This is a genomic window from Nonomuraea sp. NPDC003201, assembly GCF_053590415.1.
On record NZ_JBSFTC010000185.1, the window covers coordinates 1 to 22,408 of the forward strand.

General features: G+C 70.7%; 25 protein-coding genes and 3 pseudogenes. 11 read left to right on the top strand and 17 right to left on the bottom strand.

Translation table 11 applies throughout. From position 1 onward, the window contains the following. The 5 genes and pseudogenes from ACWDX9_RS41025 to ACWDX9_RS41045 all read right to left on the bottom strand — a co-directional run. Positions 1-359: pseudogene (locus ACWDX9_RS41025) on the bottom strand (hypothetical protein); the annotation flags it as partial. A gap of 408 nt (positions 360-767) precedes the next feature. Beyond that, positions 768-1,121 (bottom strand): DUF4240 domain-containing protein, encoded by a 354-nt coding sequence (locus ACWDX9_RS41030; RefSeq protein ID WP_449964323.1) that lies wholly within the window; start codon positions 1,119-1,121, stop codon positions 768-770. 130 nt (positions 1,122-1,251) lie between these two features. Beyond that, positions 1,252-1,413: a tyrosine-type recombinase/integrase gene (locus ACWDX9_RS41035; protein WP_449964382.1), complete on the bottom strand. Its 162-nt coding sequence runs from the start codon at positions 1,411-1,413 to the stop codon at positions 1,252-1,254. A gap of 49 nt (positions 1,414-1,462) precedes the next feature. Then, on the bottom strand, positions 1,463-2,044 hold the full coding sequence (locus ACWDX9_RS41040; RefSeq protein WP_449964324.1) for a dihydrofolate reductase family protein: 582 nt from the start codon (positions 2,042-2,044) through the stop codon (positions 1,463-1,465). Between the two features lie 66 nt (positions 2,045-2,110). After that, positions 2,111-2,950 carry an AraC family transcriptional regulator gene (locus ACWDX9_RS41045; RefSeq protein WP_449964327.1) on the bottom strand — a complete coding sequence of 280 codons (840 nt, stop codon included), beginning with the start codon at positions 2,948-2,950 and terminating at the stop codon, positions 2,111-2,113. Between the two features lie 755 nt (positions 2,951-3,705). Between ACWDX9_RS41045 and ACWDX9_RS41050 the strand changes: the two genes are divergently transcribed. Further along, entirely contained in the window at positions 3,706-4,095 is a 390-nt protein-coding gene (locus ACWDX9_RS41050; protein WP_449964384.1) for a hypothetical protein, read from the top strand. A 40-nt stretch (positions 4,096-4,135) separates the two neighbouring features. Here ACWDX9_RS41050 and ACWDX9_RS41055 read toward each other — a convergent pair. Next, positions 4,136-4,615 (bottom strand): annotated as a pseudogene (locus ACWDX9_RS41055) (Tn3 family transposase); the annotation flags it as partial. Positions 4,616-4,824: 209 nt separating this feature from the next. Continuing rightward, a complete protein-coding gene (locus tag ACWDX9_RS41060; RefSeq protein ID WP_449964330.1) occupies positions 4,825-5,439 on the bottom strand; it encodes a TetR/AcrR family transcriptional regulator in 615 nt (204 codons plus the stop codon). Between the two features lie 168 nt (positions 5,440-5,607). Here ACWDX9_RS41060 and ACWDX9_RS41065 point away from each other — a divergent pair, with 168 nt between their 5' ends. Together ACWDX9_RS41065 and ACWDX9_RS41070 are read left to right on the top strand one after the other, a co-directional pair. After that, the gene (locus ACWDX9_RS41065; protein ID WP_449964333.1) at positions 5,608-7,080 is read left to right on the top strand and encodes an MFS transporter; all 1,473 of its coding nucleotides are present in this window, start codon (positions 5,608-5,610) and stop codon (positions 7,078-7,080) included. Between the two features lie 22 nt (positions 7,081-7,102). Continuing rightward, positions 7,103-7,237: a hypothetical protein gene (locus tag ACWDX9_RS41070; protein WP_449964336.1), complete on the top strand. Its 135-nt coding sequence runs from the start codon at positions 7,103-7,105 to the stop codon at positions 7,235-7,237. A gap of 57 nt (positions 7,238-7,294) precedes the next feature. Here ACWDX9_RS41070 and ACWDX9_RS41075 read toward each other — a convergent pair whose 3' ends face one another. After that, entirely contained in the window at positions 7,295-8,383 is a 1,089-nt protein-coding gene (locus ACWDX9_RS41075; RefSeq protein WP_449964339.1) for a VWA domain-containing protein, read from the bottom strand. 88 nt (positions 8,384-8,471) lie between these two features. On the opposite strand from ACWDX9_RS41075, the gene ACWDX9_RS41080 reads away from it, so the two are divergent. Then, on the top strand, positions 8,472-8,660 hold the full coding sequence (locus ACWDX9_RS41080; RefSeq protein WP_449964342.1) for a hypothetical protein: 189 nt from the start codon (positions 8,472-8,474) through the stop codon (positions 8,658-8,660). Between the two features lie 66 nt (positions 8,661-8,726). Here the strand turns inward: ACWDX9_RS41080 and ACWDX9_RS41085 are convergent, their stop codons facing one another. Genes ACWDX9_RS41085 through ACWDX9_RS41105 form a run of 5 tightly spaced genes read right to left on the bottom strand, consistent with a single transcriptional unit; the run spans position 8,727 to position 12,867 of the window. Continuing rightward, complete coding sequence (locus ACWDX9_RS41085; RefSeq protein ID WP_449964345.1) at positions 8,727-9,557, bottom strand: ABC transporter permease; 831 nt, start codon at positions 9,555-9,557, stop codon at positions 8,727-8,729. After that, positions 9,547-10,386 (bottom strand): ABC transporter ATP-binding protein, encoded by an 840-nt coding sequence (locus ACWDX9_RS41090; protein ID WP_449964348.1) that lies wholly within the window; start codon positions 10,384-10,386, stop codon positions 9,547-9,549. Before ACWDX9_RS41090 ends, ACWDX9_RS41085 begins: the two co-directional genes overlap by 11 nt. Further along, positions 10,383-10,838 carry a MarR family winged helix-turn-helix transcriptional regulator gene (locus ACWDX9_RS41095; RefSeq protein ID WP_364262758.1) on the bottom strand — a complete coding sequence of 152 codons (456 nt, stop codon included), beginning with the start codon at positions 10,836-10,838 and terminating at the stop codon, positions 10,383-10,385. Before ACWDX9_RS41095 ends, ACWDX9_RS41090 begins: the two co-directional genes overlap by 4 nt. Positions 10,839-10,898: 60 nt before the next feature. Beyond that, positions 10,899-12,488 carry a multicopper oxidase family protein gene (locus ACWDX9_RS41100; protein WP_449964351.1) on the bottom strand — a complete coding sequence of 530 codons (1,590 nt, stop codon included), beginning with the start codon at positions 12,486-12,488 and terminating at the stop codon, positions 10,899-10,901. Further along, the gene (locus ACWDX9_RS41105; RefSeq protein WP_449964354.1) at positions 12,481-12,867 is read right to left on the bottom strand and encodes a hypothetical protein; all 387 of its coding nucleotides are present in this window, start codon (positions 12,865-12,867) and stop codon (positions 12,481-12,483) included. Before ACWDX9_RS41105 ends, ACWDX9_RS41100 begins: the two co-directional genes overlap by 8 nt. A gap of 111 nt (positions 12,868-12,978) precedes the next feature. Here ACWDX9_RS41105 and ACWDX9_RS41110 point away from each other — a divergent pair, with 111 nt between their 5' ends. Together ACWDX9_RS41110 and ACWDX9_RS41115 are read left to right on the top strand one after the other, a co-directional pair. Next, a complete protein-coding gene (locus tag ACWDX9_RS41110; RefSeq protein WP_449964357.1) occupies positions 12,979-13,899 on the top strand; it encodes a LysR family transcriptional regulator in 921 nt (306 codons plus the stop codon). A gap of 43 nt (positions 13,900-13,942) precedes the next feature. Next, the gene (locus ACWDX9_RS41115; RefSeq protein ID WP_449964360.1) at positions 13,943-14,377 is read left to right on the top strand and encodes an ester cyclase; all 435 of its coding nucleotides are present in this window, start codon (positions 13,943-13,945) and stop codon (positions 14,375-14,377) included. 208 nt (positions 14,378-14,585) lie between these two features. Here ACWDX9_RS41115 and ACWDX9_RS41120 read toward each other — a convergent pair whose 3' ends face one another. Next, the gene (locus tag ACWDX9_RS41120) at positions 14,586-15,137 is read right to left on the bottom strand and encodes a helix-turn-helix domain-containing protein (protein ID WP_449964363.1); all 552 of its coding nucleotides are present in this window, start codon (positions 15,135-15,137) and stop codon (positions 14,586-14,588) included. Positions 15,138-15,289: 152 nt separating this feature from the next. Here ACWDX9_RS41120 and ACWDX9_RS41125 point away from each other — a divergent pair, with 152 nt between their 5' ends. The 5 genes from ACWDX9_RS41125 to ACWDX9_RS41145 all read left to right on the top strand — a co-directional run bounded on the left by ACWDX9_RS41125 (position 15,290) and on the right by ACWDX9_RS41145 (position 19,699). After that, on the top strand, positions 15,290-15,931 hold the full coding sequence (locus ACWDX9_RS41125) for a class I SAM-dependent methyltransferase (RefSeq protein WP_449964367.1): 642 nt from the start codon (positions 15,290-15,292) through the stop codon (positions 15,929-15,931). A gap of 268 nt (positions 15,932-16,199) precedes the next feature. After that, positions 16,200-16,685, top strand: coding sequence for a carboxymuconolactone decarboxylase family protein (locus ACWDX9_RS41130; protein ID WP_449964370.1), 486 nt, complete (start codon positions 16,200-16,202; stop codon positions 16,683-16,685). Positions 16,686-16,786: 101 nt separating this feature from the next. Further along, positions 16,787-17,728, top strand: coding sequence for an RNA polymerase sigma-70 factor (locus ACWDX9_RS41135; RefSeq protein ID WP_449964371.1), 942 nt, complete (start codon positions 16,787-16,789; stop codon positions 17,726-17,728). A 79-nt stretch (positions 17,729-17,807) separates the two neighbouring features. Next, positions 17,808-19,004, top strand: coding sequence for an NAD(P)/FAD-dependent oxidoreductase (locus ACWDX9_RS41140; protein ID WP_449964373.1), 1,197 nt, complete (start codon positions 17,808-17,810; stop codon positions 19,002-19,004). Positions 19,005-19,153: 149 nt separating this feature from the next. Next, positions 19,154-19,699 carry a peroxiredoxin gene (locus ACWDX9_RS41145; protein ID WP_449964376.1) on the top strand — a complete coding sequence of 182 codons (546 nt, stop codon included), beginning with the start codon at positions 19,154-19,156 and terminating at the stop codon, positions 19,697-19,699. On the opposite strand, the gene ACWDX9_RS41150 is transcribed toward ACWDX9_RS41145, so the two are convergent. The 3 genes and pseudogenes from ACWDX9_RS41150 to ACWDX9_RS41160 form a co-directional block, all read right to left on the bottom strand. Next, positions 19,680-21,458 carry an FtsX-like permease family protein gene (locus ACWDX9_RS41150; protein ID WP_449964378.1) on the bottom strand — a complete coding sequence of 593 codons (1,779 nt, stop codon included), beginning with the start codon at positions 21,456-21,458 and terminating at the stop codon, positions 19,680-19,682. The two genes, ACWDX9_RS41145 and ACWDX9_RS41150, sit on opposite strands and share 20 nt — an antisense overlap. A gap of 17 nt (positions 21,459-21,475) precedes the next feature. Continuing rightward, positions 21,476-22,222 (bottom strand): ABC transporter ATP-binding protein, encoded by a 747-nt coding sequence (locus ACWDX9_RS41155; RefSeq protein WP_364262800.1) that lies wholly within the window; start codon positions 22,220-22,222, stop codon positions 21,476-21,478. Continuing rightward, positions 22,219-22,408 (bottom strand): annotated as a pseudogene (locus tag ACWDX9_RS41160) (PadR family transcriptional regulator); the annotation flags it as partial. The gene ACWDX9_RS41155 and the pseudogene ACWDX9_RS41160, both read right to left, overlap by 4 nt.

The following is a 22,408-nucleotide window of genomic DNA, read 5'->3' on the forward strand; positions in this document are numbered from 1 at the left end:
AGCAGCAACCGCGCCGACCCCTTGCCGTGGCGGCACAGCAGCACGTCGCCGTCCCCGGTCGGGAGCGGGTCCCGGCGGTCGACGCCTTGGGTCACGACGCTGAACCCAGGGGTGATGACACAGCCGATCCCCCCGCCCAGCAGCACCTCGGCCGGCACGATCATGGTGAGGTAGTCGCTCTCGGGAGTGAGCCCGGTGAGCAGCAGCAGGCCGGTGGCTGTGACGAGCAGCCCGGGCACGATGAGCAGCCGCGCGGGCACGCGCGGCAGCAACGGACTGGCGATGCCGAACGCGCTGGCCGCCACGGCCAGCGTCATGGGCAGGAAGGCCAGCCCCGCCTGGAACGGCGAGTAGCCCAATACCGCGGGAGAACAACCAGATGCGGGTTCTTTCTCCGCCTCGATGCATAAATCGCGGCCACCATTCGGAGAGCTTTTGTCCGGGTCGTCATTGACGCCGTAGTGGTGGGCGAGCCGCGGGAGCCGACGCGTGAACTCGGTCTCATCGCCGAAATCCCATTCCTCGCCATCAGGCCGGGCGATGAAGCTCAGGAAGGGGAATTCACTCTCGACCCCGCGCGCCGCGACGGCGTCCCCCAGGCACTCGAGTTCAGGCCTGTCGCCCGTTCGTACGCACGCCTGGTCACATAGGCGAACAACTCGAAGTTCGGATAAGCCTCCTCCGGCCAGCGTGAGCGCCTGGTAAGCGTGACCCGCTTGAGCCGGCCCCCGCCGTCCCTTGACATTCTTGCCCGCTTGTGTCGGGAATTACGCGACAGCTCGTCGAGCTGTTGCTATGGCCGACAGCTCGAGAATGCGATCGGGGCAGTCGACGGCCTTTTCGAAGTCCTCTCGGCCCAGACTGATCAGCCAGTCCGCGAAATACTCGAATCCGTCGGACGATGCGTAGCCGGTGGTGATGGAGAAGGCCGCGTACATGTCCCAGGAACAGGCGCGGTTGCGGCAGATCGTGAACCAGACGTCGTAGTCCACGATCTCATCAGCGAACAGGCCGGAGAGATGATTCTCGAGCCATTCCACTCGCACCTGCCGAGCGCCGGTCTCCGCGGCGGAGCGCTCGACCAGGTCCCAGAAACGTCGATGTCCATGGCCCATGATCATGGCATCCGGACGGCTTCCCGCTTACCCGCCGCCTACTGGGCCGTCGGAGGCAGCGCGCCGCCGATACGCTCTGGCGCGGAGTGCTGGTGGCGAGCAACGTGCGTGATGGGCGAATGCAGTCGGCGATTTCTCACCGCGGGTAGCTGGTGTGGCCGAGGAGTTCGGCGACGACGGTGTCGACGCCCGCGCGCAGGAGGTTGGTCGCCAAGGTGTGCCGCAGGATGTGGGCGGAAAGGTGGAGGGCGCCCGCGTCGTCGAGGATGTCGGCGTAGAAAGCAGCCGGAGGCCCGATCTTGTGTCACCGTTCGCAGTGGACTTCTGCGCGTACCCGCTCAGATCGGTCAACGGCGCACCCCATAGCGCAGGTGAAGCACCCGGTTGCCCTGAATCACCACGTCAGGATCCCCCAACAGGTGCTGCGCGTGGACCGACCCGAAGTAGCGCTTGCCGGACCCGAACACGACGGGTACGACGTCCATGCGCACCTCGTCGATCAGGCCCGCGGCAAGCACCTGGCCACCGACATCGCCGGCGGCCACCTCGACCGTGCGGTCACCCGCAAGCTCCTGCGCCTTGGCCACGGCTGCCTCGACGCCGTCGACGAAGTGAAACGGCGCCTCGGGGTCCCAGCCCTCGGGCATCGGCCGGTGCGACACGACGACCACGTGGTCGATGCCGCTCGGCGGCTTCCCGTCCCAGCCGTCCGTCAGGTCGAAGACGTGGCGGCCGACGATCGTGACTCCGATCTGGTCCCAGTACGTCCGGGTGTAGTCGTAGGACGTCTGCGACACCTTCAGCTCGCCGCTCTCGTCCAACGGGACGTCACCGCTGGACAACCAGTCGAACAGCGGTCCGGGCTGGTCATTCTCGTCCGCGACAAAGCCGTCCACCGACACCGAGCTGTACATGACCACCTTGCCCACGGGGCTCTCCTCTGCTTTGGGGTGCCCCCAAATTAGCGTGTCGTGAGCTGTCGCTCTTGTAAGAAATCAATCGGCCGGCAGCGGCCAGCCGTCCAGCGCGTGGCCGGGGTGTTCGCGCAGGAACCGCCGCCGGACTTCGACGTACCGGGTCGGCGTGAGCCCGGTGAACGCCCGGAACTCGTGGCCGAAGTGGGCCTGGTCGAAGTAGCCTGCGCCACCGGCGAGGTCGCCCCAGTCGATCGGTCCGGCGGGGTTGATCGCGAACACGGTGGCGGTGAAGCGGTAGGTGCGGGCCAGCCGCTTCGGCGTGACGCCGATGAGCTTCTTGAACCGCTGTGCCAGATGAGTGCTGCTGACACCGGCTGCCATGCTCAGGTCGCCGATCGCCACCGCCCCGCTGGTCGCCGCGATGACGCTGCTCGTATGGCGGACCAGCCCCAGACCGGCGGTCTCGCACAGCCGTCGCATCAACTCCTCCTCGAGCAACGTCAGCATCTCGTACGGCCCGTCCGCCGTGGCCAGCCGGTCCCGCAGCTCAGCAATGGCGGGCCGGCCCCAAACCTGCTCCACCGTCACCGGCCGGTCACACAGCTCGCCAGCGGGCATCGGCAGGAACGGCGCCAGTCCCCACGGCTTGAAGTGCACGCCGACGGACCGGGTCCGGAGTGGGTAGCCGAACTCCAGCGCGCGGGTGGGCATGGTGACCACGCAGCCGTCGGCGTACTCGGCCGTCTCGATGTCGGTGCCGCCGCGGATGCGGAACGGCGCCCCGAGGTTGACGATGAGCAACGCCGACGGCATCGGCGGCAGCATCAGCCGGGCGTACGGCGGCGCACCCTCCAGGTAGTAAAGGTCGTCGATCAGCCCGTCCAGCGGCGGTCGCGGCACTCTGGACACGTACTCCACGCCCACAGTATCGCCGACGCCCCCGCCGGCATCGAGCGCCGGGATGGTCCAGCCGCGCTGCCGCCGGAACGCGTGAGCGTCCGGCGTTACGCAGTCGGCAGGTCGGTGAGGTCCAGGCGCCGGTCGGTGCGCAGCCGGATCTCACCGTAGGGGGTCATGTTGGTGTGGAACAGCGGCGTGAGCCCGCGCCGGTCGGCCTGCTGAGCGGGATCTGGCGTCGTTAGTCGTGCGGGTGGTGGGACGGCTCGAGGAAACGGGTGACCCGTGGGAGCCGTTCCGGTTGCTGGACGGCGACGGCGCGGTCGTTGAGCCGGTGGCCGCGCGCCGCGACCGACCCTGCGGGAACGGATTCATGATCGGCCCGGGGCCGCGCGAACGAGCACCACCACAACCCGATGGAACCGTTCCGGCGTGAGCGGGCCGGCCGCTACCGACCGCGATCACCAGCTCGATGAACGGGCCCGCCGCGCGACCACGATCAACCTCGGCATGCCGTCCTTCCCGGACATCGGCGGTGAGCACGAGGAGGTCGTCGGCGTTCCCCGGCGGCGGCGGCTGTGGCGCGGTATCGGCCGACGCGTCCGCCGTTCATCCCTTCTGCATGGGCCCGGAATCCCCACAGGGTGCATCAAAGCCGCGTTTCTGAACCCCGCTTGCGGCAGACCAGCGAGGTACGACGCACGAGACCGGGGGAAGGGCGCCGTCCACGAAGCGGCCATGGTGACGGGGCAATGCCCCTATGCCATGGTGATCACATGACCGAGAACCAGGCCCCCACGCCGGTCCCGCTTCCCCCGCCCATGCGCTACCTGACTGAAGACGAGAATAACCACGTCAAGAAGACCGCCTCCGAACAAACCCAGAATTATGAGGTGGATGAGACAGTGGCCGTCGCAGTCGCCTACGCTGCTCTGGGCGCTATAGGCCTGTTCGCGACGCAGTCGATTCTTGCGGAAAGCAACGACGAGCACTGCAACGCGCTGAGACTGGCATGGGACGCCACGCGGTCAGAGGAGCGGAAGTATCTCGGGTCGTGGTGGCAGTGCACGGGATATCCCGGCCACTACGGCCGCCACTTCGCCTACAGCATAGTTGAGTGGTCTGACGGCGAGCCCGGCACTGTGCCCGCCACCGGGACGGCCTGACGGCCTCACGGCGCGGTGCGCAGCGGTGCGTTGGGCGCGGCGTCCCGGCCGGGGTGAAGACGTTCAGGCAGCCCGTCCGCCGGACGGTCCCGGTCGGCATGTCCATCAGCGGGACGACGCCCCACCGGTCCCGGATCGCCGCCTTCAGCCGGCGCAGGTTGCGCGGTTCCGGGGCGGCGTCCAGCGGGGTGGGATGGATCGCCCCGGCGTTGCGCCGTGCGGCGATCTTCAGCCAGGCCAGGCCCTTCCCGGTCAGGGCGTCGTTCAGCGCCGACAGTTCGGCGTCCGTCTCGCCCCGGAGCTGGTCGACGAACGCCTGCGGATCCAGCGGTTTGCGGGGTTTGGCGTAGTTCTCGGCCCGCCTGTCCTCGAAGTCCTTCGGCAGGTCGTCGTCGGGGTCGCACCACCGGCCGGCGCCGACCACCCAGATCTCCTTGCACCGCAGTTTCTCCCGTAGCGTCTGAAAGACGCCGCACTCGTACACGGTGCGCAGGATCCGCTGCCGCTTCGTGCCGTCGGCCCAGCTCGCCCGCGACGGCAAGAACCCCATCGTGATCGCCGAGTCCCTCGGACACCACGTGCCGTTACGCCTTGCCTGCCGAAGCCGGGAGTGGCTCCCAGGTCGGGCTGCCGATCGGTGTCTGGTTCGCACCGATCAGCCGGATCTCGTAGGCGATCGCCTCACCTAACCTCCATGCGACGCGGATGCGGGCAGTGCGGCGGTGATCCTCACGGCCGGGGCACGACTCCGCTGCTGAGGGCGTCGAACAGGCGCTCCAGGCGGGCGCGGTGGTCGTCTGCGACCGTGTCGGCCGGATCTCCGGCGATCAGGCGCCGGGCGGTCTCCACCAGCACGACGGTGTAGCCGGCGATGAAGAAGGCGGCCAGCAGCGGGGCGTCGCCGTCGAAGAGCGGGTCGTGTTCGAGCTCGTCGGCGAGAGTCCGTTGGAGGTCGGAGGCGATCTCCCTGGCGCGGGCGACCAGGGTGGGCGAGGCCGCGACGGTCCGGAAGAACGGGGCGGACCCGTCCTTGAGGCCGGACAGGGCGTGCCGCTCCTCGAGGAGACGGAACGCCGTGTCGCGCAGGGACTGGAGCACTCCGGTGTCCGGGGCGCGGTCGCGTACCGCTGAGTGCAGGAGCCCGACGGCGTCGACCTCGCGGTCCAGCAGGAGGTCCTCCTTGCGCGGGAAGTGCTTGAAGACCGTCACGGCCGAGACGCCGGCCTCCCGCGCGACCTCGGTGACCGTGACCGTGTCGAATCCGCGTTCGAGGAACAGCCGGGTCGCGACCTCCGAGATCTTCGCGCGCGTCTGCGGTCCGCCTCGCGCTCCGGTCCTGGGCATCCCGACCTCACTTTCTTGTGTCACTTAACTTAGTCGCATAACCTAGTGGCGTGTCCTTCGAACAGACCACTGTCATTGTCGCCGGAGCAGGCCCCAGCGGGCCGCGCGAGCGGGCGGATCGCCTCGATCAGGGTTCCCGTCGGGATCGCGACGTGAAGGGAGTCCTCCATGAATGAGATGGCTGGTCGTACTCCCCGGTCGCTGCGGGAGGCGTGGGTCGCGTTGGCGGGACTGTCGGCGGTGTTCCTCTTCGAGATGCTGGACAACTCGATCCTGAACGTCGCTCTGCCCGTGATCGGACGCGAGCTGCACGCCTCGACGATCGCGTTGCAGTGGGTGACGGGCGCCTATGCGGTCGTGTTCGGCGGGTTGATGCCGGCGTTCGGCGCGATCGCCGATCGGTTCGGCCGGCGGCGGATCATGCTGATCGGGCTGGTCCTGCTCGGCGTGGCGAGCCTGGCGACCGCCGTGGTCACCACCGCCGAGCAGCTGATCGCCGTCCGGGCGACGATGGGCGTCGCCGCGGCGATGACCACCCCGGGATCGATGGCGCTGGCGTTCCGGCTGTTCCACGAGGACGGCCTGCGCGTGCGCGCGGTGACCCTCATCTCGACCGTCGGCCTGGTCGGGCTCGCGATCGGCCCGACGGCGGGCGGCCTGGTGCTGGCGATCGCGCCCTGGCAGGCCCTGCTGCTGGTGAACGTGCCGATCGCCGTGCTCGCGTTCCTCGGCGTGCGCGCCGGCATCGCCGCCGACGACCAGGCCGACCTCCACCGCGACCCGCTCGACGTCCCCGGGATGCTGCTGGGCACGGCGACGATCGTGCTCGCGCTCCTCGCGCCGACGCTGTTCGTGGACGAGGGCGCCGGCTCATGGGCGCCCTGGGCGGCCACCGCCGCGGCCGCCGTGACGGCGAGCTGCTTCGTCCTGCGCGAGCGCCTGGCCCGCCATCCGCTGCTCGACCTGAAACTCCTCGCCCTTCCCCTGGTTTCCAGCGGCCTGGCCTACAAGGCCGCCACCGGGCTGGCCACCGCCGGACTCGGTTACCTGGTGACGCTGCAGTTGCAGCTCGACTGGGGCTGGACGCCCGCACAGGCAGCCATCGGGATGCTGCCGCAGGTCGTCGTCCTCATCGCGGGCAGCGCGTTCGTCAACCCGTTCGTGCAGCGGGTCGGCCTGGACCGGGCCGCCTGGATCAGCGCCGCGGCGGTCGTGTCCGGCCTCGCCGTCTACGGCCTGCTCGGCCGGTTCGGCTACCCGTGGGTCGCGATCGCGCTCGTCCTCGTGGCGGCCGGCATGCGCGTGGTCGGCGTCGTCGCCGGGCTCAACGTGGTCCGCGGCCTGCCCGCGAACCGGACCACGATCGGCACCGCGCTCGTCGACACCGCCACCGAGGTCACCTCCGGCACCGGCATCGCCATCACCGGCACCATCCTCGCCGCCCTGTTCACCGGTGACATCGCCACCTCCCACTGGAGCCCGCGGCAGACCGGCGAGTTCCACCAGGCCGTCACCATCGCGGGCCTCACCCTTACCACCGTCGCGGCGGCGCTTGTCGGCTGGGGGATCGCCCGCGCCCGGTACGCCGCCGGCGGCCAGGCGGCCACTCCCCTCGACGACGCCGTCCCCCAGGACGCCTGACACCCTCATCAAAGGAGCACACATGACGATCACCCTCCGACCGGGCAGCACCGTGGCGTTCACCGACTGCCAACGGCTGGAGAGCGAGGGCGGCGTGCACCCGACGCCGGCCGGCCACGCCGCACTCGCGGCGGCGTGGCCGCGCCTGGTCACGTGACCCAGCCTTCAAGCTGCCCTGGTTACGGCACTGTGACGGTGGAGACCGCGCGTCGCCTCATCGCGACAGGGGCTTCAGCTCGTCGGCGACCAGCTTGACCACCAGGTCGTCCAGGGCCAGCACGGCGTACTCCGAGACGTGATGCTCGGTCCTGTCGCCCGGCGAGACCCCGTCGGCCCCGTACGTGAGGAACGTGAAGCGGCCCATGGTGAGCTGGGCGAGCTGGCGGTAGATGTACTCACCCTGGGCGTCGAGGCCCGACGAGGCGATCGGCTCGATCTTGATGCCACGTTCGGCGGCCCGGCGGGCCTCGGTCAGGTAGTCCGGCCCGTCGTAGTCGAGGTGCGGCGGGGCGTCGGCGATGAGGAAGACCAGCTTGACGGCGTCCTCGCGCCAGGCCGGCTTGGCCAGCGCCTCGGCGAGCGCCGCGTTCAGGTCCTCGGGGGTGTCACCGCCGCCTTCGGCCCGCACCGCGGTGAGCTGCTCGCGGAACGTTCCCACGTCGGCGGTGAAGTCGGTGGTCCTGGTGACGTATTCGTCGCCCTTGTCGCGATAAAGCGTCATGCCGAGCTCCAGCTCGGGCCCCGCCGTCAGCTTGGCGATGCGTGCGGCGACCGAGTCGACGCTGGCGGTCAGGCGGCCGATCTCGTCGCCCATCGAGCCGGTGGTGTCGATGAGGAACAGCACCTGCAGCTTGGCCCGGCCCTCCGGCCCGGTGACGGGCAGCTTGACCTTGGGCGCCTGGCCGGTGGCCGCGGCGGTGGCTCCGCCGTACGAGACGGTGATCCGGCCGTCACCGAAGATCAACGCGCGTCCGTCGGCGTAGGTGCGCGCCTTCTGATCTCCAGCCTGTACGGTGGCGCCGAACAGCGGCCGGCCGCCGCGGTCCGTCACGGTCACGATCCTGCGCCCGCGGACATCGGCGTCGCGCACCTCCTGGTCTTCGTCGGCGAACTTCTCCCGGTAGTCGAGGTAGGCGGTGAAGGCGGCGTTGTCGTCGACGCTGCCCGCGCGTAACCCCGATTGCCCCTGGGCTCCGGACCTCGGTTCGGGGGCACCGGCGGCGGTCGTATCCGCTGCGCCGCAGGCGGTCAGGAGGATGGCGGACAACGGCAGGACGGCGAGACGTACACGGTGACGTGTCATGACCTTTCCGACGGAAGGATCGGTGCGGGCGTTCGAGCCCGGGCCACACGGTGACCGTGCCGTGCCCGACGCGTGACCTCCCGCCCCCGTGGCGGGCCTCGTCTACGGCGCCGAGGTCAAGAACGCGATCGAGGCCGAACTCGTCCGGCAGGGCCTGTCCCCCACCATCCTGACCGACCACGGCATCCAGCTCGACGAGGGCGGCTACGCGCTGGTGCTGCCCGTCGCCACCACGGTGATCGCCGAGGCCTCGTCTTCACCCTGCTGGCCTCGCTGACGGTCATCGTCCTGCTCCTGCTGCCCTCGGCCCGCGCCTACTTCCGCAAGTGAGGCGTCCCGCGGATCACCGTGCCAGCCGCCCCAGCAGTACGGATGCCGCCGTGATGCCGATCGCCGTGGCCGCGAACAGCACCGCGAAGTCCAGCGGCAGGTGCGCGGGCACGCCGAGCAGCAGTCCGCGCAGCGCGTCGACCTGGTAGCTGAGCGGGTTGACCGCGCTGACGTACTGCAGCCAGGTCGGCATGGCCGTGGTCGGGTAGAGCGCGTTGGACGCGAAGAACAGCGGCATCGTGATCGCCTGCCCGATGCCCATCAGCCGGTCGCGAGTCAGGACGATCCCGGCGATCGTCACCGACAGGCAGGAGAAGAACGCCGAGCCGAGCAGCACGGCCACGATCACGCCGGCCAGGCGCACGGGGTTCCAGGTCATGCTCACGCCCAGGAGCGCGGCGATGAGCACGACGACCACCGCCTGGATCATCGCCTTCACGCCGGCGGCGAACGCCTTGCCGGTGACCAGCGCGGCTCGCGGGGTCGGCGTGACCAGGAGCTTGGTCAGGACCCCCGAGTCGCGCTCCCAGATGATCTGGATGCCGTAGAAGATGGCGATGAACATCGTGGACTGGGCGATGATCCCGGGGGCCAGATAGTCCAGGTACGGGATGCCGTCGCTGGGGATCAGCTTGATGCGGGTGAACGTCTCACCGAAGATCAGCAGCCACAGGGCGGGCTGGATCGCGCGGGTGTACAGCTCGGTGCGATCGTGGCGCAGCTTCTGCAGCTCCACCACGCACATCGCGGCGACCCTGGCGGGCAGCACGCGCCACCCCGTACGGGCGCGCGGCGGAACGAGCAGCAGGTCGAGGCCGCCCGCGCCGGCGCTGTCAGCCGACACGGGAGGCGGTGTTGCGGGTACGGCGGACATCGCGGAACTCCCCTCCTCCTTCGTCGAGGCCGCTTCCGGCGACGTCGCGGAACACGTCCTCCAGCGTCGGCACCGCGCCGCCACCGCGCCGCTCGCGCAGGTCGGCGATGAGCCGCTCCGGGGTGCCGAGGGCCCGTACGCGTCCCTTGTGCATGAGCGCGACCCGGTCGCAGTACTGTTCGGCCTCGTCCATGTAGTGCGTGGTGACCAGGACGGTCATGCCGGTGGCGGCGCGCACCGCCATGATGTGCTCCCAGACGCTGGTGCGGGCGATGGGGTCGAGCCCGATCGTCGGCTCGTCCAGCATGAGCAGGCGCGGCGCGCTGACCAGGGCCTGGGCGAGTTCGAGGCGGCGTACCATGCCACCGGAGTAGGTGCCGGCCATCCGGTCGGCGGCGTCGGCCAGCCCGACCGCCTCCAGCGCCTGGCCGACGCGGCCCGCGCGCTCGCGCCGGGGGACGTCGAAGACGCGGGCGAACAGGGAGACGTTCTCACGGCCAGTGAGGCTCGCGTCCGCCGACAGCTGCTGGGGCACGTACCCGAGCAGGCGGCGGACCGCCATCTTCTCGGTGGCCGCGTCGTGCCCGAAAACCCGCACCATCCCGGACGGAACGGGCAGCAGCGTGGTCACACACCGGATGGCGGTGGTCTTGCCCGCCCCGTTGGGGCCGAGCAGACCGAACACCTCTCCGGCGGTGACCGTCAGGTCGACGCCGTCGACGGCCCTGGTCCGGCCGAACGAATAGCGCAGGCCGGTGCAGGTGACCGCGTCACCCGTCGTCGGCGTCCCGTCCCTCATGCCGTCCCCACCTCCTCGTGCAGGCCCTCGGCGAGCCTGCGCAGCGCCGGGAGCGCGGCGGTCAGCGCGGCCCGGTCCTCCTCACTGAGCCGCTCCACCTGCTCGCGGACGAGCGCCGCGCGCCGCTCCTCCCAGGCGCGCAGCCGCGCCTCGGCCTCGGGGGTGGGCAGCAGCCGGGCGGAACGGCGGTCGTCGTGGCCGATCTCCCGGCGCAGCAACCCGGCGGTCGTGAGCTGATTGACCAGTGTGGACACCGAGTTTCCGGCCAGGTACAGCTCCTTGGCCGCCGCCGAGACGCCGATGCCCGGGTTGGTGGAGACCAGCCGCAGCAGCTCGACCTGGGCGCCGCGCAACCGCGGCCCGGTCAGCCCCCGGCGCAGCCTGCGCCGGAGGAGCCGCTGGATACCGGTCAGGACGCCCGCGAGAGCGTCGGGAAGATCTGTACTGCCCATACACAAAACATTAGCTCTGTTCACGAGCTAATGTGAAGTACCCAGCTCAGTACATACGTTCTAAATAATCTCAACGTTGGCCATCATGCCCATGTCCTCGTGTTCGGCGTTGTGGCAGTGGAAGAGGTAACGGCCGCGGTAGCCGTCGAACCGGGTGATGATCTCCACGGCTTCGCCGGGCCGTAGCGAGACGGTGTCCTTGAGCCCCGCGTCGTGGGCCAGCGGCGCCCTGCCGCTGCGCGAGAGCACGCGGAAGCCGACCAGGTGCAGGTGGACGGGATGGTGGACGTCGGCGACGAGCCGCCAGACCTCGACGTCGCCGAGCCGGGTCGTGACATCGGCGCGGGCGGGGTCGAACGGCAGGCCGCCGATGAGCCAGCCGTGGCCCGCGTGCATCTGACCGGCGCGGAAGGAGAAGTCGCGCACCCTGACGGCGTCCGAACGCCGCCAATCCGGCAGATCGGTGGACAGCCTGCTGGGGATGCGGCTGTCGTCGGCGGCTCCGCGGGCGACGCGGAAGGCCATCACGTCGCCGGTACGGCCGGAGCCGAGCCGGTTGATCACCCTGACGAGGCTGCCGGTCGGGACACCGGAGAAGTCGACGACCACGTCGTAGCGTTCGGCGGGCGCGATCGGCAGCAGCCGATGGGTGACCGGGGCGGCGAGCAGCCCCTGGTCGGCCCCGATCTGGACGAGGTCGAGGCGGCGCCCGTCGCCGGTGACCGCTTCGAGTTCGTAGTGGCGGGCGTTGGAGGCGTTGAGGATGCGCAGCCGGTAGCGGGCCGCGTCGACCTCGTGCACGGGCCAGGGTGCGCCGTTGACCAGGATCACGTCGCCGAGAACCCCGGCGAGGTACGGCTCGCGGACGCCGGGTCGTACGCGCAGGGTGGGGTCGAGGGCTGGGTAGGCGAGGCTGCCGTCGGCGGCGAACGCCCGGTCGGCGATCATGAGGGGCAGCTCGCGCGGTCCGGCGGGCAGGCCGAGGGCTTCCTCGGCGTCGTCGCGGACGATGTGCAGCCCGGCCAGGCCGCGCCAGATCGCGGGGGCGGTGAAGTCCATCCGGTGGTCGTGGTACCACAGCAGCGTGGGCCGCTGGTCAAGCGGGAAGGTGTAGTCCCTGGTCAGCTCGGTCACCACGGCCCTCGGGTCGCGCATGCCGTGCTCCATGTGCATGGAATGCTCCTGCCGGCCCTCGGGCAGGACGAGGTCGGTCGGATACCCGTCGGAAGCCGCCGGGGTCCGCCCGCCGTGCAGGTGCACGACCGTCGGGACGGGCAGCTCGTTGCGGTGCGTCACGGTGACCGGCCGGCCGCGGCGCGACTCGATCGTCGGCCCCGGGAAGGTGCCGCCGTACGTCCACATCGGCGTCGTGACCCCGGGCAGGATCTCCGCGCTCGCTTCGCGCTGGGTGATCTCGTAGCGGTCGGCGCCGCCGGAGGTGCCGACCGGCTTCAGCACGGCGGGGATCGGCAGCGGCACCTGGAAAGGCGGCGGCAGCGGTACGGCACTGCGCAACTCGGCGCCGGTGACCGACGGCCGGCGGGCCAGCGCGGCCGAGGCCGACAGCCCGGTGGCCGCCATCAGCCCGAGCGCCCCGCCGATGCCCAGAACCCGCCGCCGGGTCAGGCCCCGGGCGTCATCCTCACGCATCGCGAGCCTCCCGCCGCGGCAGGGGCCGGCTCCAGACGGCGATGAACAGCACGACGAGCGCGACGACGGTCATCACACCCAGCGGGATGTGCAACCACAGCGCGCCGTCCAACCCGGCGAAGTACTGCACCGTCTCGGCCGCCACCACCGCCGTCGTGGCCAGGAAGGGCCAGACCTGACGCAGCCGGATCCACACCACGATCGCCACGATCACCTGCAGGTAACCGATGGAGGTGACCACGTCGGCGCCGATCGCGTGCCAGCGCAGGCCGTCGAAGTCGCCGGTCAGATAGACCCCGGCGAACACCGGCTGGCCGACGATCGCCACCACATGCGCGCTGACGACGGCCCGCAGTGTCCGCGCGGCCACGGTGAGCATGCGACATCCCTCCTCACTTTGTTCTCGCTGTTCGCGAGCGGGCTCGACACTATGGCTCGCCGGTTATCTTGTCTAAGATCAATATCGCTATGCTGTTATGCCTTGGGAGTCATGATGGAGCTGAACACGCTCAGGCAGTTCCTGGTGGTGGCGCGGCTGGAGCACCTCAGCCGCGCGGCCGACGAGCTGCGGGTCGCCCAGCCTTCGCTGAGCCGTACCATCGCCCGTCTGGAGAGCGAACTGGGCACACCGCTGTTCGATCGCAGCGGCCGGCTCCGGCTGAACGACACGGGCAAGCTCTTCCGCGGTTACGTCGAACGCGCTCTCGGTGAGCTCGACGCGGGCCGGCGAGCCGTCGCCGAGGCCACCAGCGAGGGGGTGGGCACGGTGCGGCTGGCGTCGGAGACGTTCCTCACCCTCACCGGGCCGCTGGCGGCCTTCAAGCGGGCCCATCCCTCCATCGAGGTCGCACTCCACTGGGCGGCGGCCGAGGACATGGCCCGCCACCTGCGGGCCCAAGAGGTCGACCTGTGCGTCGCCTCCCAGCCGATCCACGCCGCGGGCTTGGAGGCGGTTCAGCTGCTCGACGAGGCGGTGTGGGTGGCCACGTCGCTCGATCATCCGTTGGCGGGCCGTACCTCGGTGAGCATCGACGAACTCGCCGATCAGTCCTTCGTCTCCGCCCGCAAGGGGCACTGGCAGCGCCGGCTCCTCGACCGGCTCTTCGCCGCCAGAGGCCTCACACCGAAGATCGTGTGTGAGGTCGACGAGCTCACAGCCATCGCCGACCTGATCGGCGCGGGGCTCGGCATCGGCCTCGTCCCTTCGTTCGCCCGGCATACCTCCATCCGGGCTCCCCTCGTCGCGATCACCGTCGACAGCCCCGACTGCCGTCGCGCGCTCACGCTGTACTGGGGTGCCGACAGCCACCTGTCGACCGCCGCCCGCCTGATGCGCACCACGATCACCAGCTGGAACTGGACCACCGGCGAAGCGCCGGCCTCACATTCCGAGGGGCTGTCTGGTCGGTAACTACAGAGACGCGGATTTCACTATCTCGACCAGAAGAGGCGACATGTCAACAGCTCAGGAAGCACGCAACAAGGAGACGTACCACCGCTTCCACGAGGCCGTCAACAGCGGCGATCTGGAGATCATCTCGAAGGCGGTCGACGAGTTCATCCACCCGGACGGGCGCTTCCACGCGGCGGAGCGGACTGGCGTGACCGCGGTGCAGGCGCAGAAGCGCATATGGGACGTCCTCCTGCGCGCGTTTCCCGACATTCACGTGAGTGTCGAGGACCTGCTCGCCGAGGGAGACAAGATCGTCGCTCGGCAGACGGTCACCGGGACCAACTCCGGTGAATACCGGGGCATGCCCCCGACCGGCAGATCCGTCACGTACAACGAGATCTTCATCGCCCGCTTCGCCGACGGCCAGATCACCGACATCTGGGGGGTCGTGGACATCTATTCCCAGCTGCAGCAGCTCGGCCTGATCAAGGCGTAGTACCTCACGATCATCGTGCCCGGAGGCCCTCCCCGGCGTCGGGCGGTGCCGGCCCGGATCCTCCAGGACGGCGACGGGGTGAACGTGACGCTGGCCGAACCCCGACGGCCGATGCCTCGACCGCGCAGGCGGCATGGACGGTCGCCTCGGGGTCGCCCCGCTCCCCCAGGTCAGGCCGGGCCTCGGCACCGCAACGGCCGACGCTTTCTTACTCGACCGGGCCCTGCCTCGGTGCCGCACGGACGTGCGCGCGTTCGCCTTGTTTCCCGATGAGGCTCAGGAACTCGACGGGTCCGGCGCTGGTGGCCCCGAACCAGTGCGGGGTGCGCGTGTCGAACTCCGCCGCCTCACCGGGCCTGAGGAAGAGGTCGTGCTCCCCGAGCACAAGGCGGAGCGTTCCGTTGAGGACATAGGCCCAGTCGTAGCCCTCGTGGGTGCGCAGGTCGGGTTCGGCGTCGTCGCTGCCGGTCGGGAGGACGAACTTGTAGGCCTGGATTCCTCCGGGCCTACGGGTCAGCGGCAGGACGATCGAGCCGTCGCCGCACGGGATGGGACGCAGATTGATGCGCGGGTCGCCTGTCGGCGGCGCGTCGACGAGCTCGTCGAGTGTGACCCCGTGGGCGCGAGCAAGCGGAAGCAGCTGCTCGAGCGTGGGACGTCGCAGGCCCGCCTCGAGCCGGGACAAGGTGCTGGTGGAGATGCCGGTCTCCGCCGCGAGGTCGGCGAGCGTGACGTCTCGATGCAGCCGAAGGCGTTTCAACCTCGGTCCCACAGCGTCAAGAGTGCGGTCTATGGCTTCGTCCACCCCGCCATTTTGCCATTCGGCAACAGCGTTTGCGTATCTGCCTGCTCTGTCAGCACCATGAACAACGCCACGGCGGAGAGATCATCGCGAACAAGGGAAAACGACCTATGACGTACGACTTCGACAAGGACTTCTGGGAGCGGCACTGGCAAGAGGGGCGAGCCGGGGGCTCCGGGTCCATGGGCGGCAACCCGCCGAACCCGTACCTCGCCCGTGAGACCAGCGGCCTGACACCGGGCACGGCACTGGATGCGGGGTGTGGCGGCGGCGCGGAGGCGATCTGGCTCGCCTCTCGCGGCTGGCATGTCACCGCGGCCGACATCTCGTCCGAAGCCCTTGCCCGCGCTGCCGAGCGCGCGGCGACGAGCGGGGCTTCCGAACGTTTGCAGTGGGTCGAGGCGGATCTGGGCCTCTGGAGCCCGGGCGCCCAGTTCGACCTGGTCATGACCCACTACGCTCACCCGGCGATGCCCCAGCTGGAGTTCTACGATCGCATCGCCGGATGGGTGGCTCCCGGCGGCACGCTGCTCATCGTGGGGCACCTGCACACCTCGGAGTCCACCGGCCACGGGCACCGGCATCCTGCCGAAGCGTCGGCCACCTCCGCGGCCGTCACCGCGCGCCTGGACGGCACGGAGTGGGAGATCGTCACCGCCGAAGAGCCCCGCCGCACGCTCACCGGCCACGGGGGCCGAGCGGTCCCCCTGCACGACGTCGTCGTCCGCGCCACCCGCCGCCGATTCCCCTGAGCAGGGTCGGGCATCGCGGGGGAAGCGCCTGCCTGTCCTTCGACGGTGGCGAGGAGCGCGCATCTCCCACCGGTAGAGCCCGTACTGGCAGCCGGTGACTGCGCCGCGCACCTGACGCCGGTTCCGGGCGGTTTGTGACACCCAGGCCCGGTGGCGCACGTCACATCGTCGAGTTGTCACAGGGAACGGGTGGCCGGCATCTCTATGCCGTCAGGACACCGCGCGAACGATCCGCGCCGCGTGCAGCTCCACAAGTGAGGACGAAGTCATGGAACCCCGTATGAACCTGAACGCCAACGAGTTCGGCGCCAAGCTCGGCAAGCGGTTCTACAACGTCAGCCTGGCGATCGAGCAGTCGACGCTGCCCAAGCCCACCCAGGACCTGGTGATGCTGCGGGCCAGCCAGATCAACGGCTGCGGCTTCTGCGTCGACTACCACTCCAAGGATGCCGCGGCCGCCGGGGAAAGCGCGGTGCGGCTCAGCCTGGTCGCCGCCTGGCGCGAGTCCACCGTGTTCACCGAGGCCGAGCGGGCCGCGCTGGCGCTCGCCGAGGAGGGCACCCGGCTCGCCGACGCCTACCAAGGGGTGTCGGACGAGACCTGGGCCCAGGTGCGCAAGCACTACGACGACGACCAGATCACCGCGCTGGTCTACCTGGTCGCCATGATCAACGCGGCCAACCGGCTCGGCGTGATCGTGCGCACCCCGGGAGGCTCCTACGAGCCCGGCATGTTCGCGAGCATGTCGAGCTGATCGACGGGCGAACCCCGGTCCAGGATCGTTCGATCCGGGCCGGGGCCCGCCCATGTTAGGGTGCGGCGGCCGGTTCGCGCGGCGCGGGCTAGGATCGCGCCATGCCCCTGACTGTGGACGACGTCGACCGGTTCGAGGCGTCCAGGCCGCGCTTGGAGGCCATCGCCTACCGCCTCCTCGGCTCCGCCGCGGAGGCCGAGGACGCCGTGCAGGAGACGTTCCTGCGCTGGCAGGCCACCGACGTCGAGCGCATCGAGGTCCACGAGGCCTGGCTGACGAAGGTCCTCACCAACCTGTGCCTCAACCAGCTCACCTCCGCGCGGGCGCGCCGCGAGACCTACGTGGGCCGATGGCTTCCCGAGCCGCTGCTCGCCGGGGACCCGATGCTCGGCCCGGCCGACACCGCCGAGCAGCGCGACTCGGTCTCGTACGCGGTCCTCACCCTCATGGAGCGCCTCTCCCCCAACGAGCGGGCCGTGTACGTGCTGCGGGAGGCCTTCGACTACCCGCACCGGGAGATCGCCGAGATCCTCGACCTCACCGAGGCCGCCAGCCAGCAGATCTTCCACCGCGCCAAGAAGCACGTCGCGGACGGCAAGGCCCGTACCGAGATCGACGCGGCCGCCGCCCGGCGGATCGTCGAGGAGTTCCTGGCGGCCGCCACCAGCGGCCGGACCGAGCCGCTCGTACGCCTGCTCACCGCGGACGCCATCTCGGTCGGCGACGGCGGCGGGAAGATCCCGGCCCGCGTCAAGGCGTTCGAGGGCGCCGTCGCGGTCGCGAAGTTCCTGCGGGGCCTGTTCAAACCCGCCGAGGCCAAGCGCACCATGGTCGGTGGCTCGCCCGAGATCTACGCCTGGATCGCCAACGGCGACCCCGCCGTGGTGGCCGTCGTGGACGGCCGGGTCGTGGGCATCATGTGCCTGGAGGTCACCGCCGAGGGCATCACCGCGTTCCACAACCAGGTCAACCCCGACAAGCTCGAACGCGCGACCGCGCAATGGGCGACCGCCGACCACGGAGAGCCCCTGTTCGAGATGTGAGGTGCTTCACATCCCGTTCCTGTCAGGAAACGGCGGGCTGCCCGGTTCAAGAGGCAACCGCACCAGACAGGAGCAGGAAATGCAGCACCGCATCGTCGTCCTCGGAGCCGGATACACCGGAGCCGTCGCCGCCGGCCGCCTCGCCAAGCGGCTCCACCGCGAGGACGTCGCCATCACCCTCGTCAACGCCGAGCCCGACTTCGTCGAACGCGTCCGCATGCACCAGGTGGCGACCGGCCAGGACCTCAAGCCCCGGCCGTTCAGCGAGATGTTCGCGGGCACCGGCGTCGAAGTCCGGCTCGCGCAGGTCACCGGCGTCGACGTCGACCGCAAGACCGTCGCCGTCATCGACGCGAACGGCGCCGGACAACTCCCCTACGACACGCTCGTCTACGCCCTCGGCAGCCGCTGGAACGCCCAAGGCGTCCCCGGGACCGCCGAGCACGCCCAGGAGATCGCCGGCCGCCCCGGAGCGCTCCGGCTGCGCGAGCGCCTGGCCCGCCTCGACGCCGGGCAGAGCGTGGTCGTCGTCGGCGGCGGTCTCACCGGCGTGGAGGCCGCGACCGAGATCGCCGAGGCCCGCCCGGACCTCGACGTCGCCCTCGCCGCCCGGGACGGCCTCGGTGACTGGCTCTCCCCCAAGGGCCGCGAGCACCTGCGCAAGGTCTTCGGCAAGCTCGGGATCACCGCGTACGAGCACGCCGCCGTCACCGGCGTCGAAGCCGACCGCGTCACCACCGCCGACGGCACGGCCATCCCGGCCGCGGTCACCGTGTGGACCGCCGGCTTCGCGGTTCACCCGATCGCGAAGGCGACCGCCCTGGAGGTCACCGGCAGCGGCCAGATCGTGGTCGACGGGACCATGCGCTCGGTCTCGCACCCGGACGTGTACGCCATCGGCGACGCGGCCATGGTGATGGGCCCCGGCGACAAGCCGCTGCGCATGTCGTGCGCCTCGGGAACCCCGACCGCGTGGCAGGCCGCCGACGCGATCGCGGCCCGCCTGACCGGCGGGAGGCTCCCGAACGTGTCGATCCGCTACTTCAACCAGTGCATCTCGCTGGGCCGCAAGGACGGCTTGATCCAGTACGTCACCGCTGACGATCGCGCCGTGCAGGCGGTCCTGACCGGCCGGCTCGCCGCCGTCTACAAGGAACTGATCTGCAAGAGCGCCGCCTGGGGCGTCGCCAACCCGACGCTCGGGCTGCCGACCCGGCGCCGCCGCGTCACGCGGGAGCGCGCTGCGGCGGGCTCGGCCGTCAAGGCGTCGGCATAGAGCGCGGGGGGCGGCGGGCGCCCGCGCGGCCACGGAGATGTCCTCGGCCCGGCTTGACCTCACCCTCAAGGGCAAGGTTTACCGTTCTTCGAGGTGAGAGGCATGCGGATCAGCGAGCCGGCCCGGCGGGCGGGTGTGACGACAAAGCGGTGCGTTACTACGAATCGCTGAGGGTACCGGGACGCGATCGCCGAGCTCACGCAGCGGATCGAGGGGCTCACGGCCCGCCGGGCGGTGCTGATCGGGCACCTGGAGGAGACCGCCCACCGCAACAGCCGCGGCTCACCGGCCGCCCGGGCACCGACCTGCCCGACGGCTGGGACTCGATCCCCGGAGCGCGCGGCTGCACCCCGGAGGCCTGCGGCTTCCGCGACCACCATCAGGACCTGCTCGCCGCCGGCGCGGCCGGCGTGTTCGGCCTGTCGAGCCAGGACACCGACTATCAGCGCGAGGTCGTCGAGCGGCTCCACCTGCCGTTCCAGATGCTCTCCGACCCGGCGCGGAGCCTGGCCCAGCCGCTCGGTCTGCCCACGTTCGAGGCCGGCGGGCGGACGCTGTACAAGCGGCTGACCCTGATCATCCGCGCCAACGTGATCGAGCACGTCATCTACCCGATCTTCCCGCCGGACGAGCACGCCGGCCAGGTCCTGACCTGGCTGCGCAACCACCCTCTGGTCAGGCCGTTTCGGCGCTGAGGGTCTGTGCCACGGGCCGACGGGCCGCCCAGCGTGCGGGTACGGCGGTGAGTGCCGCCGTTGCCAGGACGATCACGAGTGCGGCCGCCAGCATCCAGGAGACGGGCGGTGTGATCGTGTTCCCGACGCTGAAGAGCCCCGTCAAGCCGATGCCCAGGGGAACGCCGGCGAGCGCGCCGAGCAGGGCGGGCAGGAGCTGGGCGGCGGACAGCCCCGCGGAGATCTGTCCCGGGGTGGCGCCGAGGGTGCGGGCGATGGCCATGTTCGCTCGGGCGTCCATCGCCGTGGTCCAGGTGAGGGTGATGGTGTTCACGACCGCGAGTGCGATCAGCAGGATGACGACGGCGAGCATCAGCCGGCGGTCGTGCTCGCCCCGCAGGTTGGGCAGGGCGGAGGAGCCGTTCAGGCCGTAACCCCTTTCCGATTGGATGTAGACGGTCAGCAGGGCGACGATCGCGATCACTGTGGTGGCGGTGGAGCACGCCTGGAGCACGGCGCGGCCCGGCCGGCGGGCGGTCAGCCGCAGCCCGAGCAGCAGCGGCGTGGGCAGCAGCGCGGACAGCGCGGTGAGCCAGGGCCGGTGGCGGGGCTGGTGCGCGGTGGCGGACAGCGCCGTGACGGTCGCCGTACGCATGGCGCGCAGGGTGGGACGCAGCGTGGACAGCACCGCCACCGCCACGGCGAGGACGGTCGCCGTGGCGACGGTGGCGCCGCCGGGCCCGGCCGCTTCGCCGATCCGGCTGGCGGTGGGGCTGGCGATGGCGGGCACGGTCAGGCGGGCGATCACCAGCCCCAGCACGTCGCCGACCAGCGCCAGCACCAGGTACTCGGTGAACAGGACGGCGGCGATCAGACCCGGGGTGGCGCCGACGGCCTTGAGCAGCCCGGCCCGGCGCGTCTGCTCGACGGCGCGTCCCGCGGCCAGTGCCGCCACTCCGGTGATGGCCAGGAAGCTGAGCAGCCAGCTGCCGACGACCAGGATCGGCTGGCTGTTCCTGAGGATGACCATGTCCTGTTGCGCGGTGAACTGCCAGGAGTGGAAGTTGACCCGGAGGGTGGGCACGCTGCGGGCGTCGATGAAGGCCTCGGTGGCGGCGGGGTCGCGCAGCTTGAGGTCCATGGCCGTGGTCACCGGGAGGCCTTGGGACGACGCCAGTGTCCGGGCGTCCGATCGGGTCATCCAGGCCAGGCCGCTGTAGTCGCTGGGGCCGCCGCCCGGGCCGATCTGCGCCGCCCAGGGGTAGATGGAGGTGGCCGCGGTGACGGCGATCCCGACGACGGGGTACGACCGGCCGGCGATGGTGACGTGGTCGCCGACGCCGACGCCCAGCGCGGTGGCGAAGCCGCGTTCGAGGACCGTGCCGCCGGAGCGGACCCACTGACCCGAGGTCACCAGGGGCCGGTTGACGGCGCCGGGCTTCTCGGCGAAGCCCTGCACCACCACCGGGGACGACGTGGAATCGCGCGTGGTGAGGTTGGCGTAGACGATGCGGTACGGGCCATGGTGGGCGACCACTTCGGGAGTGTCCGTCAGCGAGGCCAGGGTCGGGGTCACGGCGGGGCCCGTCTCGCCGGAGAGCACCACCACGTCCGGCCCGGCGGTGGCCGCGCGGGTCTGCTCGTACAGCGCGTCGCTCACGCCGCGCAGGGACAGGCCCAGTGCCATCGTGGCGGAGGCCATGGTCACCGCGAGCAGGAGCATCGCAGCCTGGACCTGGTGCCGCCGCACATCAGCCAGCACCAGACGAACGATGAGCACGATGGAGCCCATGCCGTTCAGCCCTCCAGCCCGATCAGGCCGCCGAGCCACCCGGTGCCGGTGCCCGTGCCGGCCATCCGGGTGTCGTCGACGAACATCCCGTCGCGCATCGAGATCAGCCGGTCCGCGGTGGCCGCCACCCGCTCGTCGTGCGTGACGATCACGAGGGTCTGCCCCGCCGAACGCAGGTCCTCGAAGATTCTCAGCACGTCGAGTGTCGCCGCGGTGTCGAGGTTGCCGGTCGGCTCGTCGGCCAGGACGACCAGCGGGTCGTTGGCCAGCGCGCGGGCGATGGCGATCCGCTGGCGCTGCCCGCCCGACAGCTGCGACGGCAGATGCCGGGCACGGTCGGTGAGCCCGACCCGTTCCAGCAGCAGGCCCGTACGCCGCCTGGCCTCGCGCCGCGAGCGCCCGGCCAGCAGGACGGGCAACTCCACGTTCTCGGCCGCCGACAGCTCCTCCACCAGATGGAAGGCCTGGAAGACGAACCCCACCGACCGGCGCCGCAGCCGCGCCAGCGCCCGCTCGCTCAGCGTGTCGATGCGCCGGCCCGCCAGCCACACCTCCCCGTCGCTGGGCCGCTCCAGGCCACCGAGCAGGTGGAGCAGGGTGGACTTCCCGCAGCCGCTGGGGCCCATCACCGCCAGCATCTGCCCCTGGGGCACCTCCAGGTCGACGTCGTCGACCGCGCGGACCCGGCCCTGCCCCTGACCATGGTGTTTCACCAGGCCGCGGACACCGACCACGGGACTCGACTCGTTCATGCGTCCTCAACCTTGTCGTCGATCCTGGACCAGGCTCGCTCGCAGGCCACCAGCCAGCGCAGGTCCGCCTGCAGCCGCAGCATGATCCCTTCCAGCAGCAGGCCGGCGCCCGAGCCCGCCGGCTCGGCCAGCGCCGCGTGCTGCGTCTCGTTCAGGCGGCGCAGCAGCTCGCGGCGCTGCGCCGCG